Genomic DNA, 24876 nt, shown 5'->3' with positions numbered 1-24876 from the left:
TGCCGGAATCGGGGAAAGCGCGTGTTTCACGAATTTAGATTAAAATAAAAAATAATACTGTCATCTACGAAAATTTGCTTAATTATGGCAATACTACTTAACGTTCCCTCGATCGTCTGCTCTGGCTGCGCTGATACAATTACCAAAGCCATCAAAACTGTTGACTCCGATGCTACTGTCAATGTGGATGTCGCAGCTAAGACTGTTACAGTTGAAGCTCAAGCTTCTGAAGAGTCAATTTCACAGGCGGTTGTTGCTACGGGCCACACCGTCAAAGATTGATATTGAGTTTGGTGAGGGCGGGTTTACGAGATTAGTGGTCTTAAACCAAAATAATTGGTAAAAGCCGCCCCTACAAAATTTTAAATCGATTAGCAATGCCCACTGCCCAATGCCCAATGCCCAATGCCCAATGCCCACTGCCCAACGCCCAACCCCCAAAAGATTATTCTTCGTCTAAGTGTTCGGCGACTGCTTGGTAAAGTTCAAAAACGTGGCGATCGAGTAAACTATAAAAAACTTGTCTCCCAACCTTGCGGTAACTTACCAACCGCATCGCCCGCAATGCCCGCAACTGATGCGATACTGCTGACTCGCTCATACTCAACGCCGCAGCCAAGTCACACACGCACAGTTCTTGTTTTGCCAAAACCGACAGCAGCCGCAGGCGATTCGCATCTCCCAAAAGACTGAAAAACTCAGCCATCCGCTGAGCTTTTGCGGTGTTGAGAACTTGTGTTTGGATGTCCCCGGCCCGTACACTGTCAACTAGGTGCGGTCGATCGCACATTGGTGTATCGTTTTCTTGGTGAGGCTGACTTATCGCTCCATTAACAGCAGAGTTGGGTGACATCTTTTCCCGGCTAATTTTAATTCTCATTTTCATTTTAGTGCGATCGGCAAAGCTTTTGTAACAAAACTTTTACACTCCCTTGACTTATATCTGAATATATGTTCATATATTAGTATAGACAAACAACCCCACCAGGAGAATGTAAAATGACTACTGCCACCCAAACAAAATGTGCCTGTCCTTCATGCTCGTGCGTTGTCAGCCCCAGCGAAGCCATTGAAAAAGACGGCAAAACATACTGTTCCAGTGCTTGCGCTGACGGGCATCCCAACGGCCAAGGCTGCGGCCACACCGGCTGCGAGTGCCACAAATAAATATTCGGCTTCACAAAAGGTTAATCACCAACGGCCAAATATATCTTAAGGGAGATGCGAACCGCGCATTTCCCATTTTTTTTGCTTTTAGGTTAAAGAAAAGTTAAAATCAAGCTAACTTAAGGTTAAGACTGCATTAATAGACTAAATACAGAGCGAAAAAGCACAACTGCTACTTACGCAATACAATAGAAGCAAGTTAGCGCCGCGATACTGAGTACAAATAGTGCTATTTACAGCAGAGACCGAACCAAAAGTTGAATACCAACAGTTTAATTAGGAGGGGGCAATGAAAGAGCGGGAAGATTTTTTACATCCTCGCAATCGCTACTACGGTGATTTCACGCCAGAAAACTTGGCGTTTAATGCCAACTTGCAGGAGTTTGCTCAAAAAATAACTTATATTTGCTCGCTGGAAACAGGGGGGAAAATTAGCGCTGAGAAAGCCTATAAAGATATTAAGATGCTTTGGAAAGACTTAAAATCCTCTAAGAAGCAATTGGGAATTGGCCAAAAACCCCCCAGTACCGAGGAGCAAAATTCACCTTAAAGTCATCGCTGCAAACGCAGCGTTTGCAATCGAAAACCCCTGCGATTGCGAGCGCTGCATTTTGCTGCGTACCCAGAAAATGTAAGGTGCTTGGTAGTAGGCGAACTTTAGAAAATTCTATGTTTTGGGAGTTGGTGCAGTTTCTCCGGCAAAGGAAGTACAATTACCGCCGAGGCCAGAAATAATCGCGCAAGTATTAGTTTTCAGCATTCCCTGATATGTATCAGCACCCGTGCCCGGGCCGCCCAACTCGTCGCTGTAAAGTTCTTTGTCCCAAATTTTTACATTTGCCTCCCTCGCCACAGTCTCCATCAACTTCGGATTAGTTGTAGTTTCTGCAAAAATTGTCGGCACTCCTGCGGCCTTAATTTCTGAGGACAATTCCGCAATTCTTGCTGCAGTGGGCTGTTCCTCTGTTGTCACACCCTGCAAAGCTCCAGCCATCTCCAAACCGTAAGCATCGGCATAGTAACTCAAAGCATCGTGAGTTGTTACTAACTTCCGTTTTTGGGCTGGAATAGTCGCAATTTGAGCTTTGATCCAAGTATCTATTTTTTGCAACTTATCTGTTAAGCTTGCTGCATTTTTTGTATAAATTTGAGCATTGCTGGGGGCAACTTTGATCAATTCATCGCGAATAGTTTCTACCATACGGATGCCATTTTGAGGGTTATGCCAAACGTGAGGGTCAGGGACTTGTTCGCCTTCTGCATGAGATTGGTTTTCCGCTTTCTCTTCGCCGTGTTCGTGCTCGTCTTTGCCCATCAGCGGTTTGGGAACGGCGAGTTCGTGGACGGCGATTTTGGGCGCGGAATTACTGCTAGATTCAATTAACTTAATGATGCTGGGTTCGTGGTTGTAGCCGCCGTATAAAATCAGATTTGCTGTTTCAATCGCTTTGCGGTCTTCCGGCTTGGTTTGATAGGCGTGAGGGTCGTCTCCCGGCTTGATTAGACAGGTGGTGTCGATCGAACTTTGAGCGATTTCTTTAGTTAAGTCGCAGATAACGCCTGTCGTGGCGACGACTTTTGGCAAGTTGGCCACCCGACTGGCTGGAGTTTGAGTCGCGGCGGGACTCTCTGGCACTCCATTACTTGCGTTCTGTGCTCCACTGCACGCAACCACTCCGCAACCAATTGCCAAAACAGCCGTACCCCACAATCTGCGGGTTTTTCCAGCCAAGTTCTTTAACATTTTCACCTTTGGAACGATAATCATTATTGCTTTTTCGAGTTATCCTATTGTAGTAGCTACGAACAAGAATCGTTCTCAAAATCTCTAATTATGCTAGAAGTGCAAGACTTGGCTGTCAATTATCGCGGAATTGCGGCCCTCAACAGCGTGAATTTCCAGTTAGATCCCGGACAATTAACCGGTGTGTTCGGCCCCAACGGCGCGGGGAAAAGCACGATGGTGAAAGCGATGCTGGGATTGATCCCCGCCTGTCGGGGTTTGGTGAAATATCAGGGACGGCTGCTGAAGCAACAGTTGTCGCGGGTGGCTTATGTGCCGCAGCGATCGCAAATTGACTGGGATTATCCGATTACGGTGTGGAATGCGGTAATGATGGCACGAACCGTCCAGACTGGTTGGTTTCGGAGTCCCTCAAAGCAGTCGCAAGAATTGGTGAAAGCTGCTTTACTGCGGGTGGGAATGTGGGATTTGCGCGATCGGCAAATTGGCGAACTGTCTGGCGGGCAGCAGCAGCGGATTTTCTTAGCAAGGTCGATCGCCCAACAAGCCGATTTATTCTTCTTCGACGAACCTTTTAACGCGATCGACAAAGCCACCGAAGAAATTATTTTCGATATTTTTGCCGAACTAAAAGCAGAAAATAAAACATTGCTAGTAATCAGCCACGATTTAGGCGAAACTTTAAAACAGTACGACAATTTATTATTGCTAAATAAGCAGTTAATTGCAAGTGGTACCTGCCGGGAAGTGCTCACCGCAGCCAATATTCAAAAAGCCTATGGATACGATTTAAGTTTAGTTGCTGCTTGAGCATAATAAATATTTTCAACCGCAGATTAACGCAAATTAACGCAGATAATAATTTTATATCTGCGTTTAAAATAATAAGATTATTGACGTAAGTAATTCAATGCTAAACCTACTAATTGAGCCACTAAAATTCGAGTTCATGCGAAATGCGATCGCCGTCGGCATTTTGCTAGGAATTCTCTGTGCCGTGGTTGGCTCCTACTTAATTGTACAACAAATGGGAATGATGGTTGACATGATAGCCCATTCAGTATTAGCAGGATTGCCGGTGGCTTTTTCTTTAGGTTTCAACATTTCGATCGGCGCGTTTATATCAGGAATTATCAGCGCCGTGATTATGGCGTGGATTCAATCGCAATCGCGCCTAAAAATTGATGCAGTCATGGCCTTAATTTTATCTACATTTTTAGCGATTAGCGTCACCTTGATTAGCTTATTGCGGACAACAAAATTAGACTTAGACGGGTTTCTGTTCGGGAATATCTTGTCAGTTGCGCCTGCTGACGTGCAGCAGACTTTTGTCATTACTTTGATTATTTTGGCGACGGTTAAAATGTTTTATAAAGAACTGCTATTTTATACTTTTGACCCTCTGGGGGCGCAAGCGTGCGGTTTGCCTGTAAACTGGATTTATTTCGGGATGATTTCGGCGATTACGCTGACGATTGTTGCGAGTTTGCAAACTGTGGGAGCGCTGTTAGTAATTTCGCTCTTAATCGGACCGGGAATAACGGCGTATTTGTTAGTAAAAGAGCTACATTTAATGATGGGATTAGGAGCAATTCTTGGGATTACAGCTAGCGTGAGTGGTATGTATCTCAGCTATTATTTTAATATGCCGTCTGGGGCGGCAATTGTATTAGTTATTTTTGGGTTATTTTTACTAGCTTTATTGTTCAGTCCCAGTCAAGGAATTTTGACAAGAAAGAGAGGAGAATGAGTACCGAAATGGTTAGTGAGGAAGGGCGGGTTTTGTTGTGAGATTGTTGGCGATCGCCCCAATCACTAGGCTAACCCGCCCTACAAATTATGCGTTTTTTACGGTTAAGCTAATCAGCATTTAAATTGCATCTAAAAAAATAATTAGACTCTTTAGACTCTTGTGGGGTGGGCTTCTAGCCCGCTCCAAATATGCAATTTAAATGCAGTAAAGCTTACTTAGCTTGACAATAAGCTTCGTAAACGCCGTCAAGCAATAAGTTGATAGCAAAAGTTGCTTTCTCAGTTGCTAACAGCGCTTCCTGTTTTGCTTCTTCAGTTTGGCAAAGTTCTAACAGCGCTTCGCGGGTAGCTTCCGAGTGGAACTCGTCGGCTTTTTCGTGGACTTTAAAGAAAGACAAAGCAGCTTCGGAATCGATGCCGTAAAATTCCTTCAAACCAGCGATTTTGGTGGTAGAAACTTCGGGGATTTGCGCTTCGTAAGCGTAAAGGGCTGCTAAACCTGTGACAGGCGATTCGCTGCGCGCTAAGTCTTTGAGAATGCGAACGGATTCGCTGGTTTTTTCTAAGTGTTCGTGATCGATAACTGCATTTCTGTTTAAACCCAAACCTTCGGCAAAGCGCAGCCACAGTTCAGGGTGATTAGCAGCGCCTCTCTCTTCTTCTATCAGGTTTTCGAGGAGCATTTGACGAATTTTGATGTCGTCACAGGCGGCGTGCGTAGCGCTGACATAAGTGGGGAAGTTGTGGACTTGCAGATAATATTCTTTGGCGTACTCTTGCAGCATTACGAGGTCGAGTTTACCTTCATTCCACATTTGGTAGAACGGGTGTTTCAGCAAGTGGTTTTGGTCGAGAATAGTGTTGAGTTGTTCGAGAAATTGCTGTTGGGTCATAATTGTCGATCGCCTTTGAGGATAGTGCAGCCACTAAAATGGTATTGTAATCTAGCATTTTGTCAAGACCAAGTTTTCAATTTTTATCTTTTGGTCAAACTGGTGCGCCCGTTATGCGAACTTAGGGCCCTCCGCACCCTTTGCTGTCCATAGATTGTGACCAAACCAGCAATTCACCTCCACAGCCGCCAGCGGCGAGAAACTGGCCTTCGGGATGCCATGCCAGACAGGAAAAACCGCCCTCTGCACCTTCTAGAATTTGCAGCAATTGTTCTGCTTCATACCACAAACAAACTTGACCGTCTGCCGCTGCGGAAGCTAATAAAAATGTGCTAGGTTGAAAGGCGATCGCATTTACCACATTTTCATGCACCTCTAACGCCCAAGAATCCCAACCGACTCTTTCATCAGCATCTCTTTCCCAGACAGAAATGCCTTGAGAACTCGAAGCAGCTAACAAAGGCGCACCCAAAGAATTATTTTTATCCGACCAAGCTAACTCCCGAACTTTCCCCGGAAAACCCTGCATTACCCACGGTTCAAAATTGCCCCATTCATTAACAATGAGAGTATTGTCCCTATTGCCACAAGCTAAATATTCTCCTTGTGGCGACCAAGCAATTGCACCTGTTGCAGAGGGTACTGATAAAATTTCCGGGTCTTCGTCCCAGTCTTCGCCATGCCAAACTTTGACGCCTTGATAGCCGCTAACTGCCAGATATTGAACCATCGGATGCCATGCTAAATCGAGGATAGATGATGACTCGAAATTCAGCGTTACTTCAACAACATTATCCTCAACATTCCAGACTTGAACGTAGCGCCCCATACTGAAAGCTAACTGGTTGCAGTTGGGACTCCAAGCTAACTTATCAACCCAGACACGCTGGTTGTCCAAATCAGCAATTAATTCCCCAGAATTAACGCGCCAAATTCGCACTTTTCCATCTTGTCCGCCAGCAGCTAGGAATTGACTGTCGCGGGAAAAAGACAAGCAATCGGCTGATTTACCCGTGGAAGTTTGTAGCCTTTGCAAGGACAATTCATTAACTGCCCCTACTTTCGCCAGCATCACTTCGCCCGCAGCGGAACAGACGGCTAAAGTTTCGCCGTCCGGCGACCAAGTAACAGCAGTTACGTAGTCAGACAGCATTTCTTTAGCATGAAATTGCAGGTTTCGTTCACTTTTATTTGTCTTTTTGTTACCCATATTTATTGAATCTGAGATGTTGCACTCTTCTTAAGAACGGGGAAGATGCCCGTTCCACAAGAGATGAATTTTATTCTTGCGGAACAGGCCGGAAAGCCTGTTCCCTTCCACAAAAGATGAATTTTATTCTTGTGGAACAGGCCGGAAAGCCTGTTCCTAAAAGGCTGATTAAAAATGCTTCAATATGCCAGTTAAACCAGACATTTCCGAAAATCCTCTCGCAATTGATTTTCGTTTAAGTCGCGACCAATGAATACGAGTTCGTTTTTCGGAGTTTCTGTAGCTTTCCAAGGTCTATCTGGTCGGCCATCAAACACCATATGTACTCCTTGGAAAACAAATCGCTGGTTGTCTCTGGCGACATTCAAAATGCCTTTTGTCCGAAATATATTCGGGCCTTGAGTTCGCAACAATTCCTCCATCCAATCGCTAAATTTGTTGCGATCAATGGCGCCGGATTCTACTATGGCTACTGAGGTAACACTTTCGTCGTGTTCGTGAGTGTGTTCGCCCAAAAAGTCTGGTTCTATTTCTAATGCCCGGTTCAAATCAAATGCTTTGACGCCCAACAAAGCATCCATTGCTAATTCAGCGTTGCGGGTACGGTAAATTTTGACCATTGCATTCATGGCGCGAATTCGCTTTTCTAATTCTGCCAATTCTTCGTCAGTCACTAAATCAGTTTTGTTGACTAAAACTACATCAGCGAAAGCAATTTGTTCTTGAGCTTCGTCTGCGTCCCAGTGCTGCCAGATGTGCTTGGCATCGACTACCGTGACAACTGCATCTAGCAGCAATTTGTCTCGCATATCTTCGTCTACAAAAAATGTTTGAATTACGGGTGCGGGGTCGGCTAAACCTGTGGTTTCGATGACTATGTGGTCGAATTTGTCTCGCCGCTTCATCAAGTTACCGATAATCCGAATTAAATCGCCTCGGACTGTACAGCAAATGCAGCCGTTGTTCATCTCAAAAATTTCTTCGTCGGCATCAATTATCAGTTGGTTGTCGATGCCTACTTCGCCAAATTCGTTGACGATGACTGCAACTTTTTTGCCGTGTTCCTGTGTTAAAATGCGGTTCAGTAGCGTAGTTTTGCCTGCACCCAGATAACCCGTGAGAACGGTAACAGGAACTGATTCGATCGCCCCAGCAGTCACCATACTTGACCTCGATTTTTGTACAATGATAACCATTATCGCTATTTTACACCAGACTTGCTGGCAGTGGTCACAATATTAAATAATGTTAATTAATTGTTCGTGAGAGCTTGGAGGAGCGAGTTTTGCCAATAATATTTGCTGCAATTCAAAATATCCATCAACCCGCCCCTCTCAAATGACAATTAGTTGTTAATCATAGCTGCAATTAGATCGCGCTCTAACTCTCGACCGATCAACACTAATTTGGTTTGCCGGAGTTCGGAAGGTTGCCAAGGACGATCGTAAAAATATTCTATCCGCGAGCCCACACCTTGCAACACCATCCTCATCGGTTTCTTGGGAACCGCCACAAACCCTTTAATCCGATAGATTTCCTCCTGCTGCATCAAGGATTGCAGTTTTTTCACCAATGCTTCAGGTTCAAATTCACGATCGGCAATAAAGTAAGTCGAGTTAATATCATCATCATGTTCATGTTCCTCTTCAGTGTCGTGGTGACTGGGGCGAGACTCCAAATCATCCTCAACCGCGGCATTAAATCCCATGAGCACATCAGGGTTAATTTCGCCACCTTTGCAGGGTACAATTTTCACACTCGGACGTAACTCTTGCTGCAACCAGCTTTGGACTTTCTTGTGAGTTTCCGCATCTACGCGATCGACCTTCGTTAAAAGTACCATATCGGCACAGGCTAACTGGTCTTCAAACAATTCCTCGATCGGAGTTTCGTGATCTAAACTAGAATCAGCTTGTCGCTGTGCCATCAAAGCATCGATATCACCGACGAAAGAACCGCTAGCAATAGCTTCACAATCGACAACAGCAACAACACCATCTACTGTAGCACCCGTGCGAATTTCCGGCCAGCGAAAAGCTTGAATCAAAGGTTTAGGAAGTGCGAGGCCAGAAGTCTCAATTAAAATACAATCAATTTGTTGTCTGCGCTTCAACAATTCCTGCATAGTCGGCAAGAATTCCTCTTGAACAGTGCAGCAAAGACAACCATTTGTTAGTTCAACAATATTGCTGCTGACATTTTCTTCTTCGTCGCAAACTTGGCAATCGCGCAGCAGTTCTCCATCAATTCCGATTTCGCCAAATTCGTTAACCAGAACAGCAATGCGGCGACCTTGATTATTTTGCAATAAGTGGCGAATTAAGGTAGTTTTGCCGCTACCGAGAAAACCAGTGATGACAGTAACAGGAATTTTGTGCATTGATAATTTTGTGCTTATTTGATGGTGGGATATCTCGTTCCCAGGCAGAGCCTGGGAATGCTAATCTAGAGGCTCTGCCTCGCTGGAATAAAGGAGCGCTTTTAAGACGACGCAGAGCCTCTGGGTATGCGTTACCAGGCAGAGATCGTAGGTGACAACTTAAGACTGAAACCTACAATAAAAGTCGCTTTTAGGCGAAGTCTAGATCCCCCTAAATCCCTCTTAAGAAGGGAGACTTTGAGAATATTTCTTGTCCCCCCCTTATTAAGGGGGGTTAGGGGGGATCTAGATTTCGATAAAAACAAGAGAGACGATCGGTTTGACGTTAATTTGTCACCAATGGGCAGAGCATGGTAACGAGAAAGGCTCTAATTTGCCAGGGGAGGAATCTTTGCTAAAACGCCTTTCTTGAGAGCTTGAGGACGCTCAGACCAAGGCAACAAACCGTCAGGTTTAGCATAGTATTGACCCGCGCATTCGAGTACCGCCTCCACGCTTTCTGACTCATTTGCGGGTAAATCACCAAACAGATAAGTGTACTTTCCAACTGCCGCAAAACACACCGCACAAGAGTGACTGCAAGCACTCATGCACTCAACTTCTTGAATCTCAAATTTATCAGAAAACTCCCAATCTTTAGCGAGTTGCGACAAATTTTCCATGAATAGTTGACCGCCACTTTTTCCTTCGCGCTTGCCGTTTTTCCAAACACTAGCGCAAGCAGTGCAAACAAGTAGACTGTGCTTTGTGCGTACAGCCGTGTTAATTCCATCCATCATCCGTACCTCGCAGATGCGTTCAAAAGTGAGTTAGATATCGGCGGGCATTCTGACTTTAGAAACAACAAGCGTTTCATTACAGTTGCGGGACAGCGTCGGACTTGCACCGAACTTTCCCCGTTTCCTCTAGCGACTGCTCCCCGCTAGAACCGATCGCGAAATCACATCATACCGCACTTGCCGCCTTTTTTCAAAAAAGTTATGTTTGTAGGAGCGATCGTTTTGTTCGTAGTAAGGACTTTAGTCCTTATAAGATAACTGCTTCAGGACTAAAGTCCTTACTACCAACCATAGTAATTACCTATGAACGCTTTTCCTGACTTTTCCCAACATGGCTATCAAATAAGTCGCGAACTCGGATACAACAGTCTGGGCGGCCGCGTCACCTATCTCGCCACAAAAATTAACACTAAAAAATCCGTTGTAATTAAGCAATTTCAATTTGCTCAATTAGGTGCTAGCTGGGCCGAATACGAAGCTTACGAACAAGAAATTAAAGTTTTGCAAAATCTGGATCGTCCTGGCATCCCACGCTATCTCGATTCTTTCCAGACTGACAGCGGTTTCTGCATGGTGCAGGAATACAAAAATGCCGAATCTGCAGTCGCCCGGACTTTTTCACCGCCGGATATCAAACAAATTGCGATCGCAACTTTAGATATTTTAGTTGACCTGCAAGCTCAAAAACCGCCGATAATTCACCGCGACATTAAGCCCGAAAACTTGTTAATAGATGACCAGCTCAATGTTTATTTAGTAGACTTCGGTTTTGCTCGTCTAGGAGGTAGAAATATCGCGGCTAGCAGCGTTGTCAAAGGCACGATGGGATTCATGCCGCCGGAACAAATGTTCAACCGAGAATTAACCAAAGCGTCGGATCTTTACGGCTTGGGGATAACCCTGATTTGCTTGTTAACTGGTACGAAATCTGCGGATGTCGGTAATTTAGTTGATGCCAATTATGGCATTCATTTCCGGCATTTAGTACCGCCATTGCAGCAGGGTTGGATGAATTGGTTGGAGAGGATGGTAGCGCCAAGATTGCAAGACAGATATCCATCGGCTGCGGATTCTTTAACTGCGCTAGAATCTTTGGATGTCAGCAGCTTGCCGAAAGTGAGAATTGAGCGCAATCGCATTCAATTCACTGCTACTGAATATGGAGAAATCTTAACACAGACGATTGCCATTAGCAATCCAATTCCCGATACAATGCTTTGTGGCAGGTGGGAAGTCGCGCCGCATCCGAACGATCCGCCCCACACGCCCTACGACCACTCTTGGATCTCCTTTGAACCGCAGGCATTTGAAAGCAATAATATCGAGTGCAAAATCGCAGTCGATACGAGCAAATTGCTGGAAAGTCAAACTTACAACCGCCAAATCATCTTGCGCGCAAATTCGGAACCAGAAACTCATACAATAGAATTGCCAGTCACAACAGCATCCCTGCCCGTACCGCAAAAAACTAATTTTTTGTCGGTATTCAGGCTGACTTTTATGTTCTGTTTGAGCTTAGCAACTTTTATGTGCTGTTTGCTGGTAACAGTTGTGATATTTTCCTTGATTGATTATACTTACCCCTATCTGGAGGTTGACATCTTTTTGTATTCTGGGACTACTACTATCCTGCTTCCCATCTGTTTTACGAGTGGCTTGTTGGGATTTTTAGTCGCCGAAATCGCCATTACAGCCCAATCAAAAAAATATGATTTTAATTGGTTTCTAGCTTTATGTGGAGGGTTAATAGGATTGATTTTTTCTGGTTTTATTAGCAGCATATTAACCAGTATTGTTTTTGATATTGCGAAGGGTACGATCGATAATCAATTAATAAGTTTTGTGTATGCTGGGTCAGTGCTGGTTTCGCTCGCAGTAACTTTACTTGGAGCCTTAATACTAGGAGGAATAATTACGAATGTTACGATCGAAAATATTACGATAGTAGCAGTTATTATGCTGCTTTTATCATTTTCATTGTATGCTAATAGCTTTAGATTCGTCTTGATTCTAGCGCTGGCATCCCTGATTTACAAGATAGTCAGTTCGGTATTTAACAAGCTGATTGACGAGCAGATAGCCCGACAAATCCTTGAAGTAGATGCTAGCACAAGAGCTTTTCTTACTGCCGGATTTTGTATGAGTTTGTCAGTAGCATTTATACTATTTAGAAGCTTAGAATTTCAATTAAAATGGGTTGAACCAAGAGAAATATTAGTTGTAGGAGGAACGATAATGACATCTCTAGCCGTCACTGGAATTCCGTTAATTGACTCGATCGTTTTTAAACCAAAAAGAATGCTTGCCAACTATCGCAAATCCAGACCAAATTTAATTAAACCGTAAAAACTTGTTCGCAGCAAGGACTTTCAACCTCAATGACTGAAGTCCTCACTACAAACCTTACCAAATATTAAGAGTCTGCATTCCTGCCTGTTGTTGGCAGATTGTTTCGAGAGTTCGCTTTAAATCCCACTTTTAAAAACCTCGCTATTAACTATCACAACTCTCAACCACTAACTATCAACTATCGACTATCAACTATTTACCTATGAATGCTTTTCCTGACTTTTCCAACTACGGCTATCAAATAACCCGCGAACTCGGACACAATCGCGCTGGCGGTAGAGTTACTTATCTCGCTACCGAAATTAATACCAAACGTTCCGTCGCTGTCAAACAATTTCAATTTGCCCAAACAGGCGCTAATTGGGCTCAATATCAAGCGTGCGAACAAGAAATTCAGATTTTGCGAGAACTCGACTATCCCAGCATTCCCCGCTATTTAGATTCCTTCCCCACTGCATCGGGTTTCTGCATGGTGCAAGAATACAAAAATGCCCCTTCCTTGGCAAATTCTAACCACTGGAAGCCCGAACAAATCAAGCAAATTGCTATCTCTGTTTTAGAAATACTCAAATACCTGCAAAATCGGGTTCCGCCAGTCATCCACAGAGATTTAAAACCCGAAAATATTTTAGTAAATGACCGGATGAATGTCAGCCTTGTCGATTTCGGATTTGCCAGAATCGGCGGGGGAGAAGTGGCCGCCAGCAGCGTTGTTAAAGGCACTTTGGGTTTTATGCCGCCAGAACAAATGTTCAATCGGCAGCTAACTGTTGCATCGGATTTATACAGTCTCGGCGCAACGCTAATTTGCTTGCTAATCGGCATCAATTCTACCGAAGTTGGCAGTTTGATGGACGATACCGGGCGGATTAATTTTAAACATCGCTTGCTGCAGCTAACTCCAGAATTTCTTGACTGGCTGCAAAAAATGGTGGAACCTAATTTCAAACACCGCTATCTTTCGGCGGATGCTGCCCTCAATGCTTTGATTCCCCTAGAGGTAGTTCAGCAGCGTAACAAGTCAAAACTCGCACTGATATCAGTCGGATTATTAACAGCAATTGCTGCTATTTTTATTCCCGTGCTCTGGAAATTTCCCGAACCTAAAACAGCCGTCGATATCAAACGAGTAATCAACGCAAAAAAGTTAAGTCCTCAGACTCAAGTGATGTTAACTGACAAACTAGAATCGACAAAAACTAGAGATTTTTGGTCTTTGAGGCAAAACAAAAAAGTCTATTTTGCTGTCAGTGGTACTAAGTTGCCAAAAGGAGAATATAGAAGTTATTGTAAGGTTGTCAACCCTCAAGGACTATTCGCAGCCCAGAGTCAATCTTATTTAAAAACGACGGGCGATCGATTAAATACTTGGTGCTGGTACAATTTTCAAAAAGATGACAAACCCGGCAATTGGCAGTTTCAATTTTACTTAGACGGTCAAAAAGTGACGCAAAAGAGTTTCAAGGTTTTACCTTAACCTCGTTGTTCCGGGCTGGCAGTTAACTTCACCGTAACGTTGTTCCGGGCTGGCAGTCAATTTCTTTGCCGTCAAAAGTTGGCGGAATCCAAGTTTCTGGATAACTTACGTTCTCCGGATCGCTCTCGCACATAGCACTAATAGTTTTTATTAGATTGCTACCCTTTTCTTTGTAAGCAAATACTGCGCCCGTGTAGGATTTTCCGGGGTTCCTATCAGTAGGTTTGGCGATCGCGATCGCGCTTTCAAATTGTGCTGGTTCGCGGTGATTGTGCCTAGTTTGAACCGGGCCCATTGATGAGACTATAGTGTAATTATAGTTCTTGGTCTGTTCTTTAAATCCTAAATTCAATTTTGCAATGGAATCGCTAAATTTACCGTATTCTGCATAGTAAGCTTGCTGCCCTCTATTGATTCTTGCAATAAAGCCTCTGGCTTCTAACAATTTCATCTTAGCCGTTGCCGGGGACGGGGGGGGGACGATCCTATTGAGTTTGAAATCGTAAAATGACGCCATGATGCCAGCCACAACCGCGCTGTAAATTGCAATCCTCGGCAGCAAACTGGATACTAACAATCTCGATTTTTTACTGGCTTTAGCTACATTGACTGACATTTTTTTAACTGTCATAAAGTAAATTTGCCAAGCTTGTAGGGTGCGCCACAAGCACCCTACAGATTACAAATTATGCAGTTTCGTGCTGCCGCCATGCGGGATGCCACAGCAATTCAGCAGTCGATCGCTTCTCGACCATTTCAGGAGTAATCATACAGTTAGCCACATCCTTGCGAGAAGGCAACTCGTACATCACATCCAGCATTAACTCCTCTAAAATGCTGCGAAGAGCTCTCGCGCCAGTTTTGCGTCGATAGGCCTCCTGGGCGATCGCCCGTAGCGCTTCCGGCTGGAATTCCAACTCCACGCTGTCCATCTTCAACAGCTTTTGATACTGCTTCACCAGCGCATTCCGGGGCTCGGTCAATATCTGCATCAAAGCTGCTTCATCCAGCGGCGAAATTACCGTTACCACCGGAATCCGCCCCACAAACTCAGGAATTAAACCAAACTTGACTAAATCGTCCGGCTGTACCTGCTGCAAAATATCAGCAGCCCGCTTGTCTTTCGCCGGCAAAGTCGAGTTGCTGTCGCTTTCCGTTGGCTGAATAAAGCCTAAAGATTTTTTACCCAAACGCTGTTCAACTATTTTTTCCAAACCGACAAAAGCACCGCCACAAATAAATAGAATTTTGCTAGTGTCAACTTGAATAAAATCTTGGTAAGGATGTTTGCGGCCGCCTTGCGGGGGAACGTTAACCACTGTTCCTTCCAACATTTTTAGCAGCGCTTGCTGAACTCCTTCTCCCGATACATCCCTAGTGATCGAAGTGTTTTCGCTTTTGCGAGCAATCTTGTCAATTTCATCAATATAAATAATGCCCCGCTGCGCCGATTCGACATCAAAATCGGACATTTGCAACAGCCGCAGCAAGATATTTTCTACATCGTCGCCGACATATCCAGCTTCTGTCAGTGTCGTCGCATCCGCTACCGCAAAGGGAACTTCGAGCATTTGCGCCAAACTTTGCGCTAACAAAGTTTTGCCACAACCTGTGGGCCCGACTAGCAGGATGTTGGATTTTTGCAGTTCTACATCGCTGTCAGGGGAAGACTTCTCGCTATCTTTAGCTTGGTCAACGCTCAAGCGCTTGTAGTGGTTGTAAACTGCTACAGAAAGAACTTTTTTTGCTGAATGCTGGCCGATGACGTGGTTGTCTAAATGCTGCTTAATCTCTGTTGGTTTCGGAATTTGAGCTAAAACAATTTTCGATTTATTCGATCGACCCGGACGCCTGGTTCCTTGTCCCTGAGACTCTCGCACCTCTGATTGGGGAATCTGTTGACCAATTGTTTTACTGGAGTCAAAGAACTCCTCCTCTAAAATTTCATTGCACAGTTCCACGCATTCATCGCAAATGTATACGCCGGGCCCAGCTATTAACTTGCGGACGTACTCTTGCGACTTGCCGCAAAAGGAGCATCTGAGATGGGAGTCATATTTTGACATATTTGCCTCTTAATTTACGGTTGCGGTTGCTTGTTTCGACTGGGGAAGTTGCCGCGGGAGCGACCTTAGCTTTGCCCTAGAAGGGTTTCCCGATCGGACACCCAAGCCAGTCAAGCTTCGCGATCTCTATTTCTAAGTTAACACTTTTGAGGCTTTAGTCATTAGTCACGAGTCATTCGAGCAAATTTGAATTTTTCATTTTCACTTGAAAATAAAGCCGCACGGGCTTACCATTTTTTGTATTCCAAAAATTTTCCCGACATAATTATTTTCACTCGATCGCCTTTTGGGTCTGCTTCTTTCTCGACATCCATAGTAAAGTCGATCGCGCTCATAATCCCGTCACCAAATTTTTCGTGAATCACTGCTTTGAGTGGCATCCCGTAAACCTGCATAATTTCATAGAAACGATAAATCAGAGGGTCAACTGGAACCGGGGATTCCAAAGAACCTTTTAAGGAAGGTTCACAGAGAACCGCAGCCGTCTCGCTATCTAGCCCCAAAGCCGAGATAATTTTCTCGGCTTCATCTGCTGATGCGGTAGCTTGACGATAAAGAACGGCCGCAATCCAAACTTCGTCGCGCCCCAAAACTTTTTCCAAATCTGCAAAACTAATTCCTTGAGCTTTTTTAGCAGCCAAAAGCTTTTCTGTAATTCCTGAAATTGCCATTAAATATTCTCCCCTTCACTCCAGTGTCAGATGTGAAATATCTCTCATGTTTTGGGGATTTTGTCAATACCAAGTTGAGAATAAAATCCAATTGATAGCTCGGATCATCAGCAAAAGCCGCTCTCGTCAACCCACAACTCATACAATTTGAGATTTGAGATTTGAGATGTTAGGTTGGCAATGACTGATGACTATCAGGGTTTGGAGCTAGTCAACAGTTGCATTCTTTTTGCCAACTGGTATCACAACTCACACAACTGATAAATCCTAAAATAACTCATAACTGCCCTTTGGCAATGGTACAGTTGGCAGTATATGTAATAAAAGTTACACAAGCCAAGGCATTCGGCATTGGGCAAACGGCTGAATTTTGATCGTGCTAGCCTGAAGCTCAATCCTCGCTCACGCAGGCAAGCCCCTTTACCACTCAAAACCGGCAACTGACAAAAGTATGGAGATTCAGACCAAAGATTACACGATCCAGTACGATCGCGCTACGCAAACAGTCACCTGTAGCGGCTCGTTCCGACTCAGCCAGGCGGAAGAATACGAACCGATCGTCGATCTGCTCAACGAAGTGGCTGACTCCTGCCCAAACACCGTTACTCTAGACTTGCGAAAGCTAGAATTTTTAAATAGTTCTGGAATTAATATTGTCTCAAAATTTGTGATCAAAGTGCGCCAGCAAAAAAATATTCAAATCGCCATCAAAGGTTCTAAACAGATCCCCTGGCAGATAAAATCCCTGAAGAACTTGCAGCGGCTGATGCCTTCCTTGCACTTAGAATTGGAATAATAACGAAAAAGGTAAACAGGAATCCCCGGCTAAGTCCGAGAACCAAGATAATGGTGGCTGAAGTTAATCGCAATAAGTCATAGTTAAACTAGCACGAAACCCTAAAAAACTTCAGAACCGACTAAAAATTACCAATTTTCAATTGCTATGCAGGAAGAACCATCCACAGAACAGCTACTTTTCGACGTTCAGCGGCTGAGTGCGGAACTTGAAAACTTGAAGCGCGAAAAGGTTGACCTAGAAATTTTGCTGGAGACTACCACCGAACATTCAGATACGATGGAAGCTCACTTGCTGAGCAAAGCTCAGTTGGCGCTGCGTTCAAGCGAAGAGCAGTTTCGGGCGATCGCCTCGGCAACTCCGGTGCCGATATTAGTTTCTCGCCTCTGTGACGGCTTAATTATGTATGCGAACGCTCAATTGGCTTCTCTCCTGAACATACCCCTAGAAAAATTGATCGGCTGCAGCACTCCAGACTTTTACTTGAACCCCGCCGATCGCCCAAACGTACTTGAGGCACTTGCTAAAGAGGGATACCTGCAAAACTACGAACTCCACTGTAAAAAATCAGACGGCACCGCTTTCTGGGCGATGATCTCGGTTCAGTCGCTGGTGTTTAACGGGCAGCAGACGGCATTGTGCGTCTTGTACGACCTCACCCAGCGCAAGGAAGCAGAACAAACCCTCCAAGAAAGCGAAAAGCGTCTCCGCCGCCAGAGTTTGGCTTTGTTGCAGCTAGGTAGGCAGAGGACTCTCAACAGCGGTGCGCTGAATGTGGGAATTCGCGAAATTACTGAGGCTGCTGCCCGGACTTTGGATGTGGAAAAAGTCAGCGTCTGGCTTTACAACCATGGAAGATTTGGAAATCGCTACCCCAGCGATCAGCAGCTAAATTTTACCGAAAGAGTGCTCGCCCACAACCAAACAGAGCCACTCGATACAGAGGCCGCTACCCCTGATCAAAACGAGGGGGTTAATCATTCTAAGTTTAAAATCCCCAACCTCAAATTAGTTTGTCTCGACGTGTACGATCGCACCCAAGAGAATCATTTGAGCCGGGAGTGCATATCGGCAAGCGATTTAAATTTATCAATTTTAGATGTTGAAGGCGACGCACCGGGCGAAAATTTGCGATCGGACAATGCTTTAGAACCTACGACAAAGACTCAAAACTCTCTACAAACAAATTTGTCCCACTCATCTTCCCTAGCCGAACATTCCGGTGTGCTGCCAAATGCCAGCAAGCCGAATTCATCCATATTAAATGTAGCAATTAGGCTCGGCGGCCAGATCGTGGGCATCCTCTCTCTCGAACATATCGGCGCGCCCCGCCAGTGGGCTCTGGAGGAGCGCACCTTCGCTGATTCTTTGGCAAATTTGGTAGCACTGGCGATCGAAGGATTTGAGCGCCAGCGGGCTCAGGAAGCACTCTCCAAAGCCAAAGCGCAGCTAGAAATGACCGTCGATCAGCGCACCACCCAACTCACCACCGCCAATAAACTGCTCCGCATCGAAATTGCCGAGCGCAAAAGAGCCGAAATAGCCTTGCAAGAAGCCTTACACAAAGCTGAAGCAGCTTCGAGAGCTAAAAGCACTTTTTTAGCCAATATGAGCCACGAGCTGCGGACGCCCCTCAACGCGATTATCGGTTACAGCGAAATGCTACAAGAAGAAGCACGGGAATCGGGACTCGAAGAGATCATTCCCGATACCCAAAAAATTTATAACGCCGGCAAACACTTGCTGACTTTAATTAACGATATTCTAGACCTTTCTAAGATAGAAGCAGGTCGGATGGAGCTTTATTTAGAAAAATTTGACCTCAGTAATTTAATAGAAGAAGTTGTTGCAACTTTGCACCCTTTGGTCGAAAAAAATCACAATCAATTGCAAGTTTCTTGCTCTGAAAATTTGGGAGTGATGTATGCAGATTTGACTAAAGTCCGGCAAATTCTGTTCAATTTACTCTCGAATGCCCTGAAGTTTACCGAAGGTGGCACGGTGCTGTTGAGTGCGACTCGCGAACCAGCCGGCGATAGCGATTGGGTGTATTTGCAGGTATCTGATACGGGGATAGGAATGTCGGCTGAACAACAACAGAATTTGTTTCAACCTTTTATTCAAGGGGACGCTTCGACTACTCGCAAGTACGGTGGCACCGGTTTAGGATTGGCCATTAGCCGCTTGTTTTGCCAGATGATGGGTGGCGATATAACTGTTGAGAGTGAGTTGGAGGTTGGCTCTACTTTTACTGTTCATTTAAAGACAAAAGTTGATATTAGTTAGAAGCAAGTTGGGTAACTATCAATGTAGCGGATTTAAGGGATTTAACGGGTGGGGATTTTTCCAGAAATGGTGTACCGGATTTAACCGATTTAACTCATAGGCAAAAATGGAATAATTTCCCCATTACCCATTTTCCCATTCCCAATTATATCAAATCCGTTAGCATCGGAATAGTAAACTCGAGTTGACGGTTGACGGTTGACTGTTGAGAGTGAACAGTCAACCGTCAACCGCCAACATCATGTATGAGTGTAACCGGAAATGATATTACCCATTACCAATTACCAATTCCCTTCTTAATTGTGACACCGATCGCGATCGACCTCTGTTGTCGATCACACAGTAGCATTTTTTTTCAGCCTAGAATACCTATATTATTCCAAGATTGTCCTGCAGGCACGATCGGGGGCCTCGCTGCATTCACAATTCCCACTTCAACCTAATTAAGGCGGTGGGGGGTTGCTTCCAGAAAGGCAATTTGGTAAAAGTAATGCTATGGTCGCGAAGCAGTAGAAGGCAAAATTTAACAGGAAATCAGGAAGTTTCAAAAGTCTCTGGACGCAGAAACACAATTCTGCTTTTTGCCTTCATACTGCTTCTACGGGCGAGATAGCACTGCTGCTGAAAGCAATGCACAATTTCTCAGAATCAAAGGAGTGCATCTACATGATTAAACCTTGCAGTCAACCACTAAAAATAAACCCTTTTACTTGTTATCGCGATCCGGCTACAGGCAGGTGGACTACTGTAGTTACAAGTGTTCCAAACACTGGCGAAACAGACTCTAGTTTAAAAGCAGAAGCCGAAGGCGAAAACGAAGGTAAAGCAGAAACGATCCTTTCTGCTTCGCCTGCTGTCTCGGTGTCGAAAAAAGTCCTTTCTTTCTCCCTGCCTCCGTTTAAACACCGTGCCAAAAAATCTGCTGTTAGTGTCAGCAGGTAGCTATAGCAGGGGTCTAATCTAGTTTCCACGGTTAGTCCCCGGCGATCGTCAAACCAAACAAAACAAACTTATTCATAGCCTAAACTGCCAAAAAGCGATATACTGGCAGCAAACTTTCTCCTGCAATATCCGTGAAGTATTTGCTCGATCGCTGCCTCCACTTTGTATGGACAGACCGACCAATTCGCCAGCGGGGAACAATCATCGTTGCTATCCCCATTATTTTTCTGTTTGCTTCCCTGCTAGCAATTGCAGCCCTCCGAGAGATTACCATACAGATAAGAGAGCGAGGAGATACTAATAGGGCAATACTTCAGGAAACTAACCGCTTGTTAACCCTTGTGGTGGATGCGGAAACGGGCATTCGAGGTTACGGCTTGACGAAGCGCCCCGCATTTCTCTCACCCTACTTAGAAGCCAAGAAGAGTTTGCCTCCGCTGCTGGCTAAACTCAAGGTTATGGTTCAAGAAAACAAACTGCAAGCTCAGCGATTTGAAGATATAAAAAAAAGTACCGAACAGCATATAAATTTCTTGCAAAACACTTTGAATAAGCTCGACAGTTCGGCAACAAGCTTGCAGTCGCCGGAAATAATTGAGGTGTTCACTCAAGGCAAATTGAGGAGGGATAACCTGCGTGCAAAAATTAATGTGTTTGCTAATGCCGGCGAAGCCTACCAGAAAGCTCTAGATGAGCAAAGACGGGGTTTGATAGATTTCACTAATTTTGTGCAAGTTGCTGGTTTGCTTTTCGGCTGTTTGGGAGCAGGGGCTTCCTGGTATTTATTTGATGCTTTAGAGAAGGAGTTGAGGAAGCGGGAAGCAGGCTTGGAAGAAACTAAAAGTCGCATTCAAGCTGTGGTAGACAATGCGGCTGACGGGATTATCACTTTGGACGCAGGGGGAAATATTGAGTCTTTTAATAAGGCAGCAGAAAAGATTTTTGGCGAGAAAGCCGATCAAATAATTGGCTCTAACCTGCGGCGACTGATAGCTCAACCGCAGCCGTACAACAGCGTGGGGGATTATTCGGTCGAATATTTTGTGTTACATCCAGATACTACGCTGAAGACTTACCAGCAAGAAACAGTTGGAATTCGCCACGATGGAACTAAGTTTCCGATGGAGTTAGCTATCAGCGAAATGCGTCTGGCAAATCAACACTTGTTTATTGCGATTTGCCGCGATGCCAGAGGACGAAAACAAGCCGAGGAAACTCTGCGAAAGCAAGCACAAATGCTGGATTTGGCCAACGATACGATCGCGGTACTAGACTTGAATGGGGCAATTTCTTATTGGAATTCCGGGGCAAAGTGGCTCTACGGCTGGCGGAAGTCGCAAGCAATAGGAAAAAATATCCACAAGCTTTTAAAAACAGAATGGACTCAACCTTTTGAGGCCATTCAAAAAGTGTTTTTCGAGCAGGGTTCTTGGCAAGGAGAACTGGTGCGAACTAAGAAAGACGGGACAAAAATAACGGTGGCAAGCCGATGGACTTTGCAGTACGACGATCAAGATCAACCGGTTGCTATTTTGGAAATCAGCAACGATATTAGCGATCGCAAACGCTCAGAAATTGCTTTAGCCCAAAGCGCCCAGCGGTTTCGCGCTACTTTTGAGCAGGCCGCAGTCGGCATGGTTCAAGCGAGTGTGGAAGGCAAATTTCTGTTAGTCAATCAAAAAATTTGCGAAATTTTGGGCTACAGCCGCCAAGAATTGGTGGAGAAAAAATTTCAGGATATTACTTGGCCTGGAGATTTGGCAAGTGAACTGGAACTTGTGCGCCAATTGTTAGCAGGAGAAATTGAAAATTTCTCTCTGGAAAAGCGCTACATCCGCAAAGACGGAGAGTTGGTGTGGGCAAACTTGACGGTTTCGCTGCTGCGAGAACAAAATGGCACTCAATTTCTGATGAGTGTGGTTGAAGATATTAGGGATCGCAAACAAGCGCAGGAATCGCTGCGGTTGCGCGCTCAAGAATTGAGGTTAACAGCCCAAAATCTGGCTCAAACGACGAATGTTTTAAGAAAGCGGAATCAAGAATTAGACCAGTTTGCTTATGTAGTTTCTCACGATTTGAAAGCGCCACTCAGGGCGATCGCAAATCTCAGCAGTTGGATAGAAGAAGACCTCAGCGAGTCGATGACAGAGGATACTCTGCACCAAATGAACCTGCTCCGTGGCAGAGTTCACAGGATGGAAGGTTTGATTGAGGGACTGCTGCAATATTCCCGCGTCGGACGAATTCAAGTGCCTTCAGAAATGGTAAAAGTTGAGAATTTATTAGCCGAAATTATTGACTCGTTGGCGCCACCCTCTGGATTTGAGGTGAAAGTTGAACCGGGAATGCCAACTTTTGTGACAGAAATATTGCTGTTGCAACAGGTTTTTTCTAATTTAATTAGCAACGCAATTAAGCACAACCGAGCTGAATCGGGTCACGTCAAAATCTCGGTTAAAGAGTTAGATGATTTTTACGAGTTTTCTGTTGAGGATGACGGGCCCGGAATTGATCCTCAATATCACGATAAAGTTTTTGTAATTTTTCAGACCTTGGAAGCTCGCGATAAAGTAGAAAATACTGGGATTGGTTTGTCGCTGGTGAAAAAAATTGTCGAAGGTCAAGGAGGCAGTATTTCCATAGAATCTGCTGAAGGTGAGGGAGCAACTTTTCGGTTTACTTGGCCGAAGCAACCTATTAGCCAAGACGGAAAATAAAACAACTCTAAAGGTAGGATGTTTACGGATTACCGCAATCCAAAGAGTAAATGTAGGGTGCAGACGGACTACAGAGAAACCGATAGCGAGTGTTTAAACTGGATCACAACGGATTTCGATGATAAATCCATCAGGATCGTAAAAGTAAATGCCGCGTCCTGTAGCGCGAGTGACGGGGCCGCTGTCGATCGCAATTTGATTAGACTTTAGCACTTCCAGAGCGCGATCGAACAAAGCCGGATCGATGTCGAAGGCTAAGTGGTTGGCGCGGGTAAAAGCTTTCTCCGGGTCTGGGTTTGGCGGTTCCAAGTCGGGCTGCCAAAATAAGTCAATAACAGTACCGTCTGGGGTAACGAAATTAGCGACTTTACCAGCGGCTACCATTTCTGTTAAAGTTGCGGGAATTTCTGCGCCTGTTAGTTCGTGCAGGCCGAGAATTGTACCGTAGAAGTGCCGGGAAGCTTTCATGTCGCGCACGTTTAAAGCGATATGGTGAACGCGGCGCAAATTCCCCGGCGCGAGGACAATTTTGACGTTGTTTTCGGTAGTTTGCATGATTGTCATCAATTGCGAATGTTCAAATTGAATGCAGTTTGATTTATTCAGATGATGCCCTGTAAAATAATCATTTTAAGTTGGTAGTGAGGACTGCTGCCATCCGATTTCTAGGAAGACTTCAGTCCTCACTACCAACACTTTTATTCGGGTCGTGCGATCGCACATACTATCCATTAGTATTATTTTTCTTTAGGAAACGATGCCATGCCTACAAATAGCATGGCCAGACCACCTGCCAGAATTGCGAAGGCAAGTACACCTACAACTAAATCTAATCCCGATGTATTTTCCATTAAATTAAACCGTTCTCCAATTAAATACAATCATCGGTATTTGTTTATGGTTTAGTGCTTGCACACAAGGGGGAAGAGCAGAAGAAAAAAATAGCTTTCAACTTATTGGAAAAAAAGCCTATTAATTTCTTCCCTCTTCCCTAAACATCCATCCGTTAAATCAGTTAAATCCTGTACACTGCTTAGTTGCCGAACTTCTTATTTCGCCAATTCTCGATCGATAGCAGCGATTAGTTCTGGCGAATCGGGGCCAACACTGCTGCGGAATCTGGCAACCACTTCACCCTGTTTGCTAACTAAGAATTTCTCAAAATTCCAGGAAACCTCACCCTTGGGATCGACTGCATTCGTAAGCTTAGCGTACAGCGGGTGCTGCTGAGTACCTTTAGCCCGTACTTTGTCAAATAATTCAAAGGTTACGCCGTACTTGGTAGTACAGAAATTGACGATTTCTGGATTACTTCCGGGTTCTTGACCTCCGAAGTCGTTGCAGGGAAATCCTAAAACACGGAGTCCAGCCTCGCTGTACTTCTTGCTCAATTCTTCGAGCCCTTTGTATTGAGGTGTATAGCCACATTTCGAGGCTACATTAACTATCAAGAGTACCTGGCCAGCGTACTCTCCTAGCTGCTTGTCTTCGCCTGCGATCGTTTTTACTTTAATGTCGGAGATTGTGCTTGGCATTTTCAAATACTTTTAAATTTTACCACCACAATTTTACCCCAAGTCGGTAAAATTTTGTCTAGATGCCGATCGCTAAAAATTTCAATATCCTGGTCGGGGCGGGCTGACGGAT

23 protein-coding genes and 1 riboswitch are annotated in these 24876 nt (G+C 44.7%); of the genes, 11 read left to right on the top strand and 12 right to left on the bottom strand.

Translation table 11 applies throughout. The annotated features are described in order from the left end of the window. Positions 1-84: 84 nt before the first annotated feature. Positions 85-282 carry a heavy-metal-associated domain-containing protein gene (locus tag QUA10_RS04525; RefSeq protein ID WP_333081422.1) on the top strand — a complete coding sequence of 66 codons (198 nt, stop codon included), beginning with the start codon at positions 85-87 and terminating at the stop codon, positions 280-282. A gap of 163 nt (positions 283-445) precedes the next feature. On the opposite strand, the gene QUA10_RS04520 is transcribed toward QUA10_RS04525, so the two are convergent. Beyond that, positions 446-853, bottom strand: coding sequence for a metalloregulator ArsR/SmtB family transcription factor (locus tag QUA10_RS04520; protein ID WP_333081430.1), 408 nt, complete (start codon positions 851-853; stop codon positions 446-448). A gap of 146 nt (positions 854-999) precedes the next feature. Here QUA10_RS04520 and QUA10_RS04515 point away from each other — a divergent pair, with 146 nt between their 5' ends. Then, positions 1000-1167, top strand: coding sequence for a metallothionein (locus QUA10_RS04515; protein ID WP_333081421.1), 168 nt, complete (start codon positions 1000-1002; stop codon positions 1165-1167). Between the two features lie 289 nt (positions 1168-1456). Next, entirely contained in the window at positions 1457-1717 is a 261-nt protein-coding gene (locus QUA10_RS04510; protein WP_006631574.1) for a DUF7219 family protein, read from the top strand. Between the two features lie 117 nt (positions 1718-1834). Here the strand turns inward: QUA10_RS04510 and QUA10_RS04505 are convergent, their stop codons facing one another. Next, positions 1835-2911, bottom strand: coding sequence for a metal ABC transporter solute-binding protein, Zn/Mn family (locus QUA10_RS04505; protein WP_333086179.1), 1077 nt, complete (start codon positions 2909-2911; stop codon positions 1835-1837). A 90-nt stretch (positions 2912-3001) separates the two neighbouring features. Between QUA10_RS04505 and QUA10_RS04500 the strand changes: the two genes are divergently transcribed. Together QUA10_RS04500 and QUA10_RS04495 are read left to right on the top strand one after the other, a co-directional pair. Next, entirely contained in the window at positions 3002-3721 is a 720-nt protein-coding gene (locus QUA10_RS04500; RefSeq protein WP_333081419.1) for a metal ABC transporter ATP-binding protein, read from the top strand. A gap of 100 nt (positions 3722-3821) precedes the next feature. Further along, on the top strand, positions 3822-4661 hold the full coding sequence (locus QUA10_RS04495) for a metal ABC transporter permease (protein ID WP_333081417.1): 840 nt from the start codon (positions 3822-3824) through the stop codon (positions 4659-4661). 214 nt (positions 4662-4875) lie between these two features. Here QUA10_RS04495 and QUA10_RS04490 read toward each other — a convergent pair whose 3' ends face one another. From QUA10_RS04490 to QUA10_RS04470, 5 genes are all read right to left on the bottom strand, one after another. Continuing rightward, positions 4876-5556 carry a CADD family putative folate metabolism protein gene (locus tag QUA10_RS04490; protein ID WP_333081415.1) on the bottom strand — a complete coding sequence of 227 codons (681 nt, stop codon included), beginning with the start codon at positions 5554-5556 and terminating at the stop codon, positions 4876-4878. Between the two features lie 121 nt (positions 5557-5677). Further along, the gene (locus tag QUA10_RS04485) at positions 5678-6766 is read right to left on the bottom strand and encodes a WD40 repeat domain-containing protein (RefSeq protein ID WP_333081414.1); all 1089 of its coding nucleotides are present in this window, start codon (positions 6764-6766) and stop codon (positions 5678-5680) included. A 191-nt stretch (positions 6767-6957) separates the two neighbouring features. Continuing rightward, on the bottom strand, positions 6958-7929 hold the full coding sequence (locus tag QUA10_RS04480) for a GTP-binding protein (protein WP_333081429.1): 972 nt from the start codon (positions 7927-7929) through the stop codon (positions 6958-6960). A gap of 182 nt (positions 7930-8111) precedes the next feature. Continuing rightward, on the bottom strand, positions 8112-9146 hold the full coding sequence (gene cobW / locus QUA10_RS04475; protein ID WP_333081413.1) for a cobalamin biosynthesis protein CobW: 1035 nt from the start codon (positions 9144-9146) through the stop codon (positions 8112-8114). Between the two features lie 368 nt (positions 9147-9514). Further along, the gene (locus QUA10_RS04470) at positions 9515-9925 is read right to left on the bottom strand and encodes a DUF1636 domain-containing protein (protein ID WP_333081412.1); all 411 of its coding nucleotides are present in this window, start codon (positions 9923-9925) and stop codon (positions 9515-9517) included. Between the two features lie 22 nt (positions 9926-9947). Next, a riboswitch (cobalamin riboswitch) is annotated at positions 9948-10094 on the bottom strand. Positions 10095-10228: 134 nt separating this feature from the next. On the opposite strand from QUA10_RS04470, the gene QUA10_RS04465 reads away from it, so the two are divergent. Beyond that, positions 10229-12271 carry a serine/threonine-protein kinase gene (locus tag QUA10_RS04465; RefSeq protein ID WP_333081411.1) on the top strand — a complete coding sequence of 681 codons (2043 nt, stop codon included), beginning with the start codon at positions 10229-10231 and terminating at the stop codon, positions 12269-12271. A 205-nt stretch (positions 12272-12476) separates the two neighbouring features. Further along, complete coding sequence (locus tag QUA10_RS04460) at positions 12477-13751, top strand: protein kinase domain-containing protein (protein ID WP_333081410.1); 1275 nt, start codon at positions 12477-12479, stop codon at positions 13749-13751. 28 nt (positions 13752-13779) lie between these two features. Here QUA10_RS04460 and QUA10_RS04455 read toward each other — a convergent pair whose 3' ends face one another. From QUA10_RS04455 to cynS, 3 genes are all read right to left on the bottom strand, one after another. Next, on the bottom strand, positions 13780-14382 hold the full coding sequence (locus QUA10_RS04455; RefSeq protein ID WP_333081409.1) for a type IV pilin-like G/H family protein: 603 nt from the start codon (positions 14380-14382) through the stop codon (positions 13780-13782). 55 nt (positions 14383-14437) lie between these two features. Further along, positions 14438-15817, bottom strand: a complete 1380-nt coding sequence (gene clpX, locus QUA10_RS04450; protein WP_333081408.1) for an ATP-dependent protease ATP-binding subunit ClpX — start codon at positions 15815-15817, stop codon at positions 14438-14440. 227 nt (positions 15818-16044) lie between these two features. After that, entirely contained in the window at positions 16045-16488 is a 444-nt protein-coding gene (gene cynS / locus QUA10_RS04445; RefSeq protein WP_333081407.1) for a cyanase, read from the bottom strand. Between the two features lie 451 nt (positions 16489-16939). On the opposite strand from cynS, the gene QUA10_RS04440 reads away from it, so the two are divergent. The 4 genes from QUA10_RS04440 (at position 16940) to QUA10_RS04425 (ending at position 23229) form a co-directional block, all read left to right on the top strand. After that, complete coding sequence (locus QUA10_RS04440; RefSeq protein WP_333081406.1) at positions 16940-17284, top strand: slr1659 superfamily regulator; 345 nt, start codon at positions 16940-16942, stop codon at positions 17282-17284. A 147-nt stretch (positions 17285-17431) separates the two neighbouring features. Continuing rightward, a complete protein-coding gene (locus QUA10_RS04435) occupies positions 17432-19570 on the top strand; it encodes an ATP-binding protein (RefSeq protein ID WP_333081405.1) in 2139 nt (712 codons plus the stop codon). A gap of 666 nt (positions 19571-20236) precedes the next feature. Continuing rightward, on the top strand, positions 20237-20512 hold the full coding sequence (locus QUA10_RS04430; RefSeq protein ID WP_333081403.1) for a hypothetical protein: 276 nt from the start codon (positions 20237-20239) through the stop codon (positions 20510-20512). 131 nt (positions 20513-20643) lie between these two features. Further along, positions 20644-23229 carry a PAS domain S-box protein gene (locus tag QUA10_RS04425; protein WP_333081402.1) on the top strand — a complete coding sequence of 862 codons (2586 nt, stop codon included), beginning with the start codon at positions 20644-20646 and terminating at the stop codon, positions 23227-23229. Between the two features lie 93 nt (positions 23230-23322). Here QUA10_RS04425 and QUA10_RS04420 read toward each other — a convergent pair whose 3' ends face one another. Next, positions 23323-23784 (bottom strand): VOC family protein, encoded by a 462-nt coding sequence (locus tag QUA10_RS04420; protein WP_333037110.1) that lies wholly within the window; start codon positions 23782-23784, stop codon positions 23323-23325. A 494-nt stretch (positions 23785-24278) separates the two neighbouring features. Then, positions 24279-24764, bottom strand: coding sequence for a glutathione peroxidase (locus QUA10_RS04415; RefSeq protein ID WP_333081401.1), 486 nt, complete (start codon positions 24762-24764; stop codon positions 24279-24281). Between the last annotated feature and the right edge of the window lie 112 nt (positions 24765-24876).

This window comes from Microcoleus sp. Pol8_D6 (assembly GCF_036700965.1).
In the GTDB taxonomy this organism is placed as follows: Bacteria; Cyanobacteriota; Cyanobacteriia; order Cyanobacteriales; family Microcoleaceae; genus Microcoleus.
The sequence above is the reverse complement of the archived record's forward strand: the minus strand, read 5'-3'. Positions and strand labels throughout refer to the sequence as shown.

Bases quoted from the DNA above. Each gene is read 5' to 3' on its own strand.
- QUA10_RS04495 (WP_333081417.1), top strand. From the start codon at position 3,822: ATGCTAAACCTACTAATTGAGCCACTAAAATTCGAGTTCATGCGAAAT.
- QUA10_RS04480 (WP_333081429.1), bottom strand. From the start codon at position 7,929: ATGGTGACTGCTGGGGCGATCGAATCAGTTCCTGTTACCGTTCTCACG.
- QUA10_RS04420 (WP_333037110.1), bottom strand. From the start codon at position 23,784: ATGCAAACTACCGAAAACAACGTCAAAATTGTCCTCGCGCCGGGGAAT.
- QUA10_RS04460 (WP_333081410.1), top strand. From the start codon at position 12,477: ATGAATGCTTTTCCTGACTTTTCCAACTACGGCTATCAAATAACCCGC.
- QUA10_RS04470 (WP_333081412.1), bottom strand. From the start codon at position 9,925: ATGATGGATGGAATTAACACGGCTGTACGCACAAAGCACAGTCTACTT.
- QUA10_RS04430 (WP_333081403.1), top strand. From the start codon at position 20,237: ATGATTAAACCTTGCAGTCAACCACTAAAAATAAACCCTTTTACTTGT.
- QUA10_RS04515 (WP_333081421.1), top strand. From the start codon at position 1,000: ATGACTACTGCCACCCAAACAAAATGTGCCTGTCCTTCATGCTCGTGC.
- QUA10_RS04500 (WP_333081419.1), top strand. From the start codon at position 3,002: ATGCTAGAAGTGCAAGACTTGGCTGTCAATTATCGCGGAATTGCGGCC.
- QUA10_RS04455 (WP_333081409.1), bottom strand. From the start codon at position 14,382: ATGACAGTTAAAAAAATGTCAGTCAATGTAGCTAAAGCCAGTAAAAAA.
- QUA10_RS04435 (WP_333081405.1), top strand. From the start codon at position 17,432: ATGCAGGAAGAACCATCCACAGAACAGCTACTTTTCGACGTTCAGCGG.
- cynS (WP_333081407.1), bottom strand. From the start codon at position 16,488: ATGGCAATTTCAGGAATTACAGAAAAGCTTTTGGCTGCTAAAAAAGCT.
- QUA10_RS04415 (WP_333081401.1), bottom strand. From the start codon at position 24,764: ATGCCAAGCACAATCTCCGACATTAAAGTAAAAACGATCGCAGGCGAA.
- cobW (WP_333081413.1), bottom strand. From the start codon at position 9,146: ATGCACAAAATTCCTGTTACTGTCATCACTGGTTTTCTCGGTAGCGGC.
- QUA10_RS04485 (WP_333081414.1), bottom strand. From the start codon at position 6,766: ATGGGTAACAAAAAGACAAATAAAAGTGAACGAAACCTGCAATTTCAT.
- QUA10_RS04520 (WP_333081430.1), bottom strand. From the start codon at position 853: ATGTCACCCAACTCTGCTGTTAATGGAGCGATAAGTCAGCCTCACCAA.
- QUA10_RS04510 (WP_006631574.1), top strand. From the start codon at position 1,457: ATGAAAGAGCGGGAAGATTTTTTACATCCTCGCAATCGCTACTACGGT.
- QUA10_RS04490 (WP_333081415.1), bottom strand. From the start codon at position 5,556: ATGACCCAACAGCAATTTCTCGAACAACTCAACACTATTCTCGACCAA.
- clpX (WP_333081408.1), bottom strand. From the start codon at position 15,817: ATGTCAAAATATGACTCCCATCTCAGATGCTCCTTTTGCGGCAAGTCG.
- QUA10_RS04440 (WP_333081406.1), top strand. From the start codon at position 16,940: ATGGAGATTCAGACCAAAGATTACACGATCCAGTACGATCGCGCTACG.
- QUA10_RS04505 (WP_333086179.1), bottom strand. From the start codon at position 2,911: ATGTTAAAGAACTTGGCTGGAAAAACCCGCAGATTGTGGGGTACGGCT.
- QUA10_RS04465 (WP_333081411.1), top strand. From the start codon at position 10,229: ATGAACGCTTTTCCTGACTTTTCCCAACATGGCTATCAAATAAGTCGC.
- QUA10_RS04525 (WP_333081422.1), top strand. From the start codon at position 85: ATGGCAATACTACTTAACGTTCCCTCGATCGTCTGCTCTGGCTGCGCT.